Origin of the sequence: Muribaculum sp. (assembly GCF_029051885.1) — a bacterium.
In the GTDB taxonomy this organism is placed as follows: domain Bacteria; phylum Bacteroidota; class Bacteroidia; order Bacteroidales; family Muribaculaceae; genus Muribaculum.
Genome location: NZ_JAIDKI010000054.1, coordinates 1 through 10,777, shown reverse-complemented (window position 1 = coordinate 10,777; position 10,777 = coordinate 1). Strand labels below are relative to the sequence as shown.

At 53.1% G+C, this 10,777-nt stretch carries 7 protein-coding genes and 1 pseudogene; 4 read left to right on the top strand and 4 right to left on the bottom strand.

Annotated elements, in window-relative coordinates:
- Both K2I50_RS02430 and K2I50_RS02425 read left to right on the top strand, forming a co-directional pair.
- A partial coding sequence (locus tag K2I50_RS02430; protein WP_301024660.1) for a TonB-dependent receptor domain-containing protein occupies nucleotides 1–1,121 on the top strand: 1,121 nt, incomplete at its 5' end.
- A gap of 13 nt (nucleotides 1,122–1,134) precedes the next feature.
- On the top strand, nucleotides 1,135–2,856 hold the full coding sequence (locus tag K2I50_RS02425; RefSeq protein WP_301024659.1) for a RagB/SusD family nutrient uptake outer membrane protein: 1,722 nt from the start codon (nucleotides 1,135–1,137) through the stop codon (nucleotides 2,854–2,856).
- A gap of 98 nt (nucleotides 2,857–2,954) precedes the next feature.
- On the opposite strand, the gene K2I50_RS02420 is transcribed toward K2I50_RS02425, so the two are convergent.
- From K2I50_RS02420 to panC, 4 genes are all read right to left on the bottom strand, one after another.
- A complete protein-coding gene (locus tag K2I50_RS02420) occupies nucleotides 2,955–3,878 on the bottom strand; it encodes an endonuclease/exonuclease/phosphatase family protein (RefSeq protein WP_301024658.1) in 924 nt (307 codons plus the stop codon).
- Between the two features lie 33 nt (nucleotides 3,879–3,911).
- On the bottom strand, nucleotides 3,912–5,267 hold the full coding sequence (gene ffh, locus K2I50_RS02415) for a signal recognition particle protein (RefSeq protein ID WP_301024657.1): 1,356 nt from the start codon (nucleotides 5,265–5,267) through the stop codon (nucleotides 3,912–3,914).
- 64 nt (nucleotides 5,268–5,331) lie between these two features.
- Entirely contained in the window at nucleotides 5,332–5,682 is a 351-nt protein-coding gene (panD, locus tag K2I50_RS02410) for an aspartate 1-decarboxylase (protein ID WP_301024661.1), read from the bottom strand.
- 5 nt (nucleotides 5,683–5,687) lie between these two features.
- On the bottom strand, nucleotides 5,688–6,536 hold the full coding sequence (gene panC, locus K2I50_RS02405; RefSeq protein WP_301024656.1) for a pantoate--beta-alanine ligase: 849 nt from the start codon (nucleotides 6,534–6,536) through the stop codon (nucleotides 5,688–5,690).
- 917 nt (nucleotides 6,537–7,453) lie between these two features.
- On the opposite strand from panC, the gene K2I50_RS02400 reads away from it, so the two are divergent.
- Nucleotides 7,454–10,444: a SusC/RagA family TonB-linked outer membrane protein gene (locus K2I50_RS02400; protein WP_526022943.1), complete on the top strand. Its 2,991-nt coding sequence runs from the start codon at nucleotides 7,454–7,456 to the stop codon at nucleotides 10,442–10,444.
- 29 nt (nucleotides 10,445–10,473) lie between these two features.
- Nucleotides 10,474–10,777: pseudogene (locus K2I50_RS02395) on the top strand (SusD/RagB family nutrient-binding outer membrane lipoprotein); the annotation flags it as partial.

Sequence of the window (10,777 nt, the reverse complement as noted above, 5' to 3'; positions counted from 1 at the left end):
CCACATGCTACTATATGTACCAGTCGCTGTATGCCTCGGCCAACTACATCCTCAACGGCAGTATCGCGGGAGGCTTCGCCCAGGCTATCCTGTCAAATGAGGCTCTTTCATGGGAAAAGACCTACATGACCAACATAGGTATTGACTACGGATTGTTCAACAACCGACTGAACGGCTCATTCGACATATACAACAAAAATACCAAAGGTATACTTATATCGCTTCCCGCCCCCCTTGAGCATGGCACAAGCACCGTGCCCAACCAGAATGCCGGCGAAGTAAACAACCGTGGCCTGGAGTTTGACATAAACTGGAGCGACAGGATAGGCAATGTAGGCTACTCCATCGGTTTCAATATGGCATATGTAAGGAATAAGGTCACTAAATTCCAGGGCGAAGTAGCGTCAATCAGCGGTGTGTACAAGACTCAGGAGGGGCGGCCTATCAACCAGCTGTACGTCATCAAAGTCGACCGCATCGTGCGCGACCAGACCGACCTCGACTACGTGCAGTCGCTTGTCGACCGCAATCCCGACTATTTCGCTACATTCCAGCGCCCCGAACTCGGCGACTTCCTCTATGCCGACACCAACGGTGACGGCTCGCTCGACAACAACGACCGAGTGGAAATAGGCAACGGAACCCTGCCGACATTCACCTACGGCGCAAGCCTCGGCCTCACATGGAAAGATTTCGATTTCAGCCTCCTGCTACAAGGCGTAGGCAACCACCAGGTATACTACAACAATCAGGCGTTCCGCTTCGTGACCGTGATGGGACAGTCGCTCATAAAGGACATAACCGACAATGCCTGGACTCCGGAGAACCCCTACAAATCGAAATATCCGATATTGCGCAACAACTCCAACAGCAAGAACAATATAGCCAGCGACGCATTCGTGCACAATGCCGCATACCTGCGCTGCAAGAATATACAGCTCGGCTATACAGTCCCGCGCAATATCACCAAGAAGGTATACATCTCCAATCTGAAAGTCTACGCAAGCATCGACAATCTGTTTACAATCACCAAATTCCCCGGCCTCGACCCGGAGGTAGGAGCCGACGTCGGATACCCCGCCGTACGCCAGTATTCTCTCGGTATCAATCTTACATTCTAAACTACAGCACACAATGACAATAAGACATATATCATACGCCGTGGCAATCGCCACCGCCTCAGTATTCGCATCCTGCGAGAGCCTCGACTATAACCCTGCCGACCAGATGTCGGGCAATACTTTCTGGAAAACAGAGACCCACGCACGCCAGGCCGCAATAGGCATGTACTCAGCCATGAAAGAGCCATGGTGCTTCGGCATGGAATTCACCTTCGACATGTGCAGCGACATTGCCGACGGCACATCACCATGGGCCGATGTGGCGCGCGGCAACTCGTTCGCATCCAACAGCAGCGGCGTACAGAACCACTGGCAGTATCTCTACGAGCTTGTACACCGTGCCAACACCGTAATGCGCAACGTATCCGCCATGCAAATCAGTCAGGAGACAATCGAGCGCGTCACCGCCGAAGCCCGCTTCCTGCGCGCAATGGCATATTTCCGCATGCTGCAATGCTGGGGCGGAGTGCCATATTACGACGAGACATGCGACATCAACCAGCAGTTTGACAAACTGAACAACCCACGCATATCGGCCGACGAGCTGCGCACACACATACTCGACGACCTCACCTACGCCATCGATAAGCTCCCCGTAGCATGGGGTGCCGAGGACCTCGGGCGAGCCACCAAGGGAGCCGCATACGCCCTCAGAGGCAAGGTATACCTGTTCAACAGCCAGTGGGAACTCGCGGCATCGGATTTCGAAGAAATCGTCTACAACCGCACCAACAACTACGGCTACTCCCTGCACCCCGACTACGAAAGCCTCTTCCGCCTGTACAACGGCCTGCACAGCCCTGAAATGATATTCTCCATCCAGTCGATCGACGGTAACGTAGCAGGCTATGCGCTCGATATCGTATCATACTTCGGCAATAAGTCAACAATGCGCCTCATCGCATCCAACCGTATCGTGCCATCCGTCACTCTTGTCGACATGTACGAAAACCCCGACGGTACCGACTTTGACTGGGACGACGTATTCCCCGGATTCAACAATGCCGACCCGCAGACACGCCGCCGCCACATGTGTGTGGCCATAAACGACGCAAGCACCGAGATAACAAGCACTCTCGAATGCGACACCGTGAAAGTGCTCGACGCCTACCGCAATCGCGACCCGCGCCTCTGCTGGAATGTAATCACCCCCTATTCCCACTATCTCGGCACCGACGCCGGCTCCAACCCAATGGACAAACAGTTTGTGCTCGCCGACCCAACCAAAGGGGGCTCGCCAATGGAGGCACAGGCATTTATCCGCAACTCCGAAGGTTGGAATTCCTACCTGTGGCGCAAATGGATTCCCACAGGCAACCTCGACGGATACTGGGGAGAATATACCCGCACTCCGTATGAGTTTCCGCTGATACGTCTCGCCGACGTGCTTCTCATGCTTGCGGAGGCCTACAATGAGCAAGGTTTTCCCGAAAAGGCTGTTGCTGAAGTAAACAAGGTGCGCGCACGCGTGTCAATGCCCGATATACCTACAGGCACCCGCGACGAGATTGCCGCGCGCATACGCAAAGAACGCGCATGCGAACTCGCCGGCGAAGGTCAGCGCTACTGGGATCTGCGCCGCTGGGGCCTGCTTGAGGCTTCGGTAAAGGATGCCACCGACATATTCGGCGACCTCATGTACACCCGCACCTACCAGCCCCGCCATGAGCTGTGGCCGATTCCGCTCGTCGAGCTCGACCGCAATCACAATCTCACACAGAATCCCGGCTGGTGACATACCACCCCTCTGCACTACAAGGCCTCCTCCCCGTCTTGCGTCATTACGCTCCGACAGGGAGGAGGCCTTGTAACATGTCAGCCGACAGTATGGTCTTACGGCAGGACTACAGTGACACGCACCGGGAAATGGTCGGATGGTATCCGCGCCGTGTATGAATATATGTCGACTTCGGTAGGAGCGGTGCCCTCAGTATCTATCAGACCGTTCTCACGGCTCCCTGTGCGATAGGTGTCGGTGAGCACTCCATATTTAAGCACCTTCACCGACGGCGACGCAAACACATGGTCGATACGCTGGTCGGTAAATCCGCTCGTATTGTAATGATTAATGGTGCCGTTGGGAGCAAATACCGACTCAGCGCTCAGAAACGCATCGGCAAATACGCCGTCGCCCACAAGCACAGCATATGAGTCGCTCCTCTGGTCGACATTGAAATCGCCGGTAAGGAACACCGGCAGCTCCGGGCCAAACTCGTCAATCTTACGCTTGACGAGCTTTGCGCTCTCTATACGCGCCTTCACCCCGACATGGTCCATGTGCAGATTGAAAAACAGAAATTCCTTGCCCGAAGTCTTATGGCGGAAGCGACCCCACGAGCATATGCGGAAGCATGCCGCATCCCAGCCGAGCCCCGGGACATCGGGAGTCTCCGAAAGCCAGAAATCGCCCTTGTCGACCACCTCAAACATATCCTTGCGGTAAAAGATGGCTGAATGCTCTCCGCTCTCCATGCCGTCGTCGCGGCCTACTCCGGTGTATTCATATTCCGGCAACAGCCCCTTCAGGTCATCGAGCTGATTCTTGAATCCCTCCTGGGTGCCGAATATGTCAAAGTCATGAAATCGTATCAGCCCCGCCACATACGGGCAACGCTGGTCCCAGCCGTTTCCGGCTATGCTGTCTTCTTCGTTTTTCTGGCGCAGATTATAAGTAGCGACATTGAATGTGGCATTCTGGGCCACACTCAATGTCGCAATACCTATAGCAAGAACCAGAAGATACAGTCTACGGCACATCGTATTCTTACTATTGTTCTGTGTATGATATAATTATCGCATGCCTCCGCGCATATTCTTCATAGCGCGCATGGCATTCATCATCTTCATCGGATTAGACTTTATGGCATTGGCCTGACGCATAAGTTTGCGTGTCTCCTCAAACTGTTTGAGCAGGCGGTTGACATCCTGGAGCGAGTTGCCCGAACCCTTGGCGATACGCTGGCGGCGGCTCGCATTGATTATATCGGGATTTGCACGCTCGGCAGCGGTCATCGACTTGATTATCGACTCTATACCCTTGAAAGCGTTGTCGTCGATATCCACATCCTTGATAGCCTTGCCTACGCCGGGAATCATCGAGGCGAGATCCTTAAGGTTGCCCATCTTCTTTATCTGCTCGATCTGGGCAAGGAAGTCGTTGAAGTTAAACTGATTTTTGGCAATCTTGCGCTGTAGCTCGCGAGCCTGCTTCTCGTCAAACTGCTGCTGGGCCTTCTCCACGAGCGACACGATATCGCCCATGCCGAGGATACGGTCGGCCATACGTGCCGGATGGAAGTAGTCGAGCGCGTCGAGCTTTTCGCCGGTACCCACAAACTTGATAGGCTTGTCAACCACCGTGCGTATCGACAGGGCGGCACCGCCGCGTGTATCGCCGTCGAGCTTAGTAAGCACCACGCCGTCGAAGTCGAGACGCTCGTTGAACTCGCGTGCTGTATTAACGGCATCCTGACCGGTCATCGAGTCGACCACGAAAAGAGTCTCGTTGGGCTTCACAGCTTTCTTGATAGCAGCAATCTCCTGCATCATCTGCTCGTCCACAGCCAGACGTCCGGCGGTATCGACAATCACAAGGTCGTAATGGTTGGTCTTGGCATAGCGGATGGCATTCTCGGCAATCTCAACCGGATTTTTATTCCCTTCCTCGGTATACACAGGCACATCTATCTGCTGGCCGAGCACCTTGAGCTGCTCGATAGCCGCAGGGCGGTATACGTCGCCGGCCACAAGAAGCGGGCGGCGCGACTTCTCGCTCTTGAGCTTCTTGGCAAGTTTGCCGCTCATTGTGGTCTTTCCGGAGCCTTGCAGACCCGACATGAGTATCACGGTAGGATTTCCCGACAGATTCACCTGAGCCGTGTCGCCGCCCATGAGGGCTGCCAGCTCATCGTGTACAATCTTTACCATCAGCTGGCCCGGCTGAATGGCGTTGAGCACATTCTGGCCAAGCGCCTTGGCCTTCACAGTATCGGTAAACTGCTTGGCCACCTTATAGTTGACGTCGGCGTCGAGGAGCGCGCGGCGCACGTCCTTGAGCGTTTCGGCTACGTTGATTTCGGTAATCTTACCTTGGCCTTTGAGGAGCTTGAAACTGCGTTCAAGCCGTTCGCTTAGATTTTCAAACATATGGTCGTGTAAGTGTTATCAGTTAATTATCGAGGAGCAGAGGAGCAGACGCTTCCGGACGTCTCTACACGAGGCGGTTGGTAGCCGTGTCGGGGAATATCACCGCCGGCTTGAATGTACGGGCCTCGTCGTATGGCATCGTGGCGTAGCTCATTATTATCACAATGTCGCCCGGAAGCACCTTGCGGGCAGCCGCGCCGTTGAGGCATATCATGCCCGAACCGCGCTCACCGGCGATGGCATATGTGTCAAAACGCTCGCCATTGTTGTTGTCGACGATATATACACGCTCGCCGGGCAGAATATTGGCAGCGTCCATCAGGTCCTGATCGATAGTGATGCTACCTATATATTCAAGGTTACTTTCTGTGACAGTCACACGGTGAATCTTCGATTTCACCATTTCTACCTGCATCATGATTATGCCGGATATTTGATGTTATCAATAAGGCGTACATCGCCCATATACACAGTAACACAGCCTACGGCGCCACCCTCGGCATCGCTCCACTCGGCGATGGGCTGCATGTCGGCGGGGTTCACAATCTCGTAGTACTCTACCTCCATCCCGTCGACAGCGTTTATGGCGTCGGTGACGGCACGCTTCACATCGGCCACACTGCGGCCGGCTGCTCCGTCGACACTTTCGGCGAGAATGCGGTGGATGGCGGGAGCCACAGCACGCTGCTCGGGAGTAAGGCGCACATTGCGGGAGCTGAGTGCCAGGCCGTCGGCTTCACGCTTTATCGGACAGGCCACAATCCCGATATCAAAACCCTCTATCTCGACCATGCGGCGTATCACAGATATCTGCTGAAAATCCTTTTCTCCGAAATAAGCGCGGTCGGGCTGCACCATACGGAAAAGACGGCTCACCACCTGGGCCACACCATTGAAATGGCCCGGACGCATGGCGCCCTCCATCACTTCGGCCACCGGACCGAGTTCAAACACCCGGGTGTCAGGCTCGGGATAAATCTCCTCCACCGTCGGGAAGAACGCTATATCGACTCCGGCAGCCTCAAGTTTCTCGCTGTCGGCCTCTTCCGTACGCGGATATGTGCGCAGGTCGTCGGGATTGTTAAACTGGGTAGGGTTGACAAACACGCTCACCACCACGGCATCATTGTCGGCGCGGGCCTTTTCTATCAATGAGACATGGCCGGCGTGGAGCGCACCCATTGTAGGCACAAAGCCCACACTACGTCCGTCGGCCTTAAGTGCCCCGACAGCTTCGCGCAGCTCTTTGGCTGTACGTACAGTTTTCATTTCTTTGTTGTTATCTTAATCGTTGTTGGCCGGCGGCACACTATTACTACTCAATTATATATTAATGTATGGCCGACGGCCTGCAAAATTACTCAATCCCCCGCTATCACGCAAACATTAGAAGATTAAATGTCTGATGACACACGGCATACTCTGAATTTTACACCACGCATCGCGTCCATATCCGCAAAGACCCGGCAATGTCAGGCAATGCCATATGTTAACAGAAGTATAGAAATTATGCTTACAATATGAAAGTTAAAAATTAACATCTGTTTTCATTCCAATCACCAACCACCGGTATTGATTACAGTTATGGATATATTACCGTTTTTAATAGCTTATTTAAAAATAATCAGCCCGATACGCCTTGTTACGTACATTTCATATGTTTTTTCAAAAAAATACAAAACGACATTTAATAACTACAAACTCACGCTTCCGTTAACAAGTTTTAACTAACCAGTGCTTAGCATTTTCTCCTTTTTGACTACATTTGCACAAATATTTAACATCCTCCTCTAATACCTGACTTAACCGAAATAAAATTGAGCTATAAATCTGTAACTAAAACATGCCCTCATACTTATAACAGCGGCACGCTTTTCTTACAAATAATTATCCACCCTAACCCAAAACAAAAATACTACTGACAATCAGACATCCGATTTAAACACCGACACCAGCTCCTTAATATATTAAGGAATCAAAATCTCTATGGTCTGACGTATCCGGAAACAAATCTGTCCGGCATACACCGGACAGCACTCTTACCCACCCCCTCCTTCCTCTCCTATTCCATAAAAACTAACAGACAAACATATCCTTCTATTAACCAAACCAACCAATCAATCATTATGAAGTCAAAAATAACAAGCTTGTTATTGATGCTTTTACTCTTCCCTGTGATGAGCGTGATGGCACAGACATCCCAAGTCGAGGGTATTGTAACAGACACGAGTGGCGAACCACTGATTGGTGTTACGGTCCTTGTCAAAGGTACTTCCAATGGCACACAGACCAACATCGACGGTGAATTCAGCATCAAAGCCAAACAAGGCGATGTGCTGAAATTCTCTTACATCGGCTATCGCCCGGTAGAACTCGCAGTGCCTGCCAACGGCAAAGTCAACCTCGTGATGGAGACCGAAGCCACAGCACTCGACGAAGTCGTTGTAACTGCTCTCGGTATCAAACGCGCACAGAAAGCGCTCAGCTACAATGTGCAGACTGTCAACGGCGATGCTCTTACCTCCAACAAGGACGCCAACTTCATCAACTCACTCGCAGGCAAGGTTGCCGGCGTGAACATCAGCTCGGGTTCAGCCGGTGCAGGTGCCGCCGCACGTGTCGTTATGCGTGGTACAAAGTCGCTCACAGGCAACGACAACGCCCTGTATGTAATCGACGGTATACCTATGTTTGATGTAAACACAGGCGACGAAAAAGGCGGTACTATGGCCAAGCAGCCCGGTTCAAGCTCGGTTGCCGACATCAACCCCGACGACATCGAGTCTATGTCGGTACTCTCAGGCCCCTCGGCTGCCGCTCTCTACGGTTCGGCTGCCGCAAGCGGTGTGATTCTTATAACTACCAAGAAAGGTTCTGAAGGCCGCGCCAAACTTACCTACAGCAACACCACACAGTTCCACACTGCATGGATGACTCCCAAGTTCCAGAACATCTACGGAAACAACGAAGGTGAGTTCACATCATGGGGCAAGCGTCTCGAAACGCCTACTTCCTACGATCCCATGGACTTCTTCCAGACAGGAGCTACCGAAATCAACGCACTTACCCTCACACTGGGTACCGACAAGAATCAGACCTACGCATCTGCCGCCGTGACCAACGCTCCCGGTATCATGCCCGAGTCAGACTACAACCGCTACAACTTCTCTATCCGCAACACCTCCAAGTTCTACAACGATAAGCTGACTCTCGACCTCGGTGCCAGCTACATCATCCAGAACAACAAGAACTTCGTAGGTTCAGGCGAATACTTCAACCCCCTGGCTTCCCTCTACCTCTTCCCCCGCGGCGAGAACTTCGACGACGTGCGCATGTTCGAGCGCTTCGACCCCTCGCGCAACCTCATGACTCAGTACTGGGAACAGAAGTACAGCACTGCATTCACCATGCAGAACCCCTACTGGACTCAGAAGCGTATGCTCCGCGAAGCCCGCAAGCAGCGCTACATGTTCAACGCATCGCTCAAGTACGACATCCTCCCCTGGCTCTACATCATGGCTCGTGTACGTACCGACAACGCCAACACCGTATATGAAGAGAAGTACCACGCTTCTACCATCATGGTGCTCGCCGGTTCCGACAAGGGTATGTATGGCAAGACCCGTACAATGAACCGCTCTACCTACGCCGACGTGATGGCCTCGATGAACAAGAACTTCTTCGACAACCGACTCAACGTCAACGTTCAGGTAGGTGCCTCGCTCAACGACATGCTCGAAGAATCCGAGAAATACGAAGGCGGTCTCGCAACCATCCCCAACTTCTTCGCCTACGGCAACATCTCCACAACTCAGATGAAGCGCTTCGAATCCGACTGGCACGACCAGGTACAGTCAGTATTCGGATCTGCCGAAATCGGTTGGGACAGCCAGTACTACCTCACCGTAACCGGTCGTAACGACTGGGCTTCGATGCTCGCATTCACCGACAAGATGAGCTACTTCTACCCCTCTGTAGGTGGTTCTTGGCTTATCAGCGAGACTCTCCGCGACATCCTGCCCCAGGCTATATCATTCCTTAAGGTTCGCGGCTCTTGGGCCGAAGTGGCTTCTTCACCCTCGCGCTACCTCACTCGCATGCAGTATGAATACAACGACCAGACCAACCAGTACGAATGGCCCTCGAAGCACTACAACCCCAACCTCAAGCCCGAGAACACCAAGTCGTATGAAATCGGTCTGAGCGCCAAGTTCCTCAACAACACTATCGGCCTCGAGTTCACATACTACAACGCCAACACTTTCAACCAGACATTCGAAATCCCCGCTTCCGGTTCATCCGGCTACAAGACCAACCTTATCCAGACAGGTAACATCCGCAACCGCGGTATCGAGGCCGCCCTCAACTACAACAACCAGTGGGGCGACTGGAGATTCACCACAGGTGTAACCTACTCACTCAACCAGAACAAGGTTATCTCACTCGCCAACGGAGCTATCGACCCCGAAACCGGACGCCCCATCGAGATGCAGTACTTCACCGCATCAGGATGTCTCGGTATGGGTGGCGGCCCTGCCGTACGTCTCTACGAAGGCGGTACTATGGGCGACCTCTACAGCAACCTCCGTCTGCGCCAGTCGCCCAACGGATACGTATGGACCGATCCTCAGACAGGCAAGGTACAGCTTGAGACTGTCGACTACTTCAAGGTAGGCTCGCTCCTGCCCAAGTTCAACATGGGTTGGACCGGTACACTCGGCTACAAGGACCTCGTGCTCAGCTGGGCTGTGACCGGCCGCTTCGGTGGTAATGTCGTGTCCGACACCCAGGCCGTTATCGACCGCTACGGTGTATCGCAGGTTTCTGCCGACGCTCGTCTCGCAGGTGGTGTGCCTGTTCCCGGCAACGGTATAGTAGATGCTCAGAACTACTACGAGACAATCTCGCAGGCTCCCGGCACATACTACATCTACGACGCTACCAACGTACGCCTCGCCGACCTCACACTCTCTTACACCTTCCCCCGCGCTATGCTCAAGAACATCGCCGACCTCACACTCTCGCTCACCGGCAAGAACCTCTGGATGATCTACTGCAAGGCTCCTTTCGACCCCGAAAGCACCTCGTCGACCACCAACAATTTCTATCAGGGTGTAGACTACTTCCAGCAGCCCAGCATGCGCACTTATGGCTTCAATGTTAAACTTACATTCTGATCCACTTCACAACTATTATGAATACCAATATGTATAAAAATATAGCAAGCCTGATGGTGGGCGGCTCAATCCTTCTGGGCGCAGTGGGTTGTACCGACAAGTTCGAGGACTTCAACACCGACCCGAAGGCTCCGACCCCCGAAGAGATGGAAGGTGACTTCGCATCCACAGCAACCCTCATCTCATCAATTATCCCGGTTGTGGCATTAGGCCAGGAGAACGACTACCAGATGATCGACCAGATGATCGGTTGCGAATACGGCCGCATGACATCCGCTGCCAACATGTGGGGTTCCGACATGTACTACGCCACCTACAACCCCTCTGTAGGAT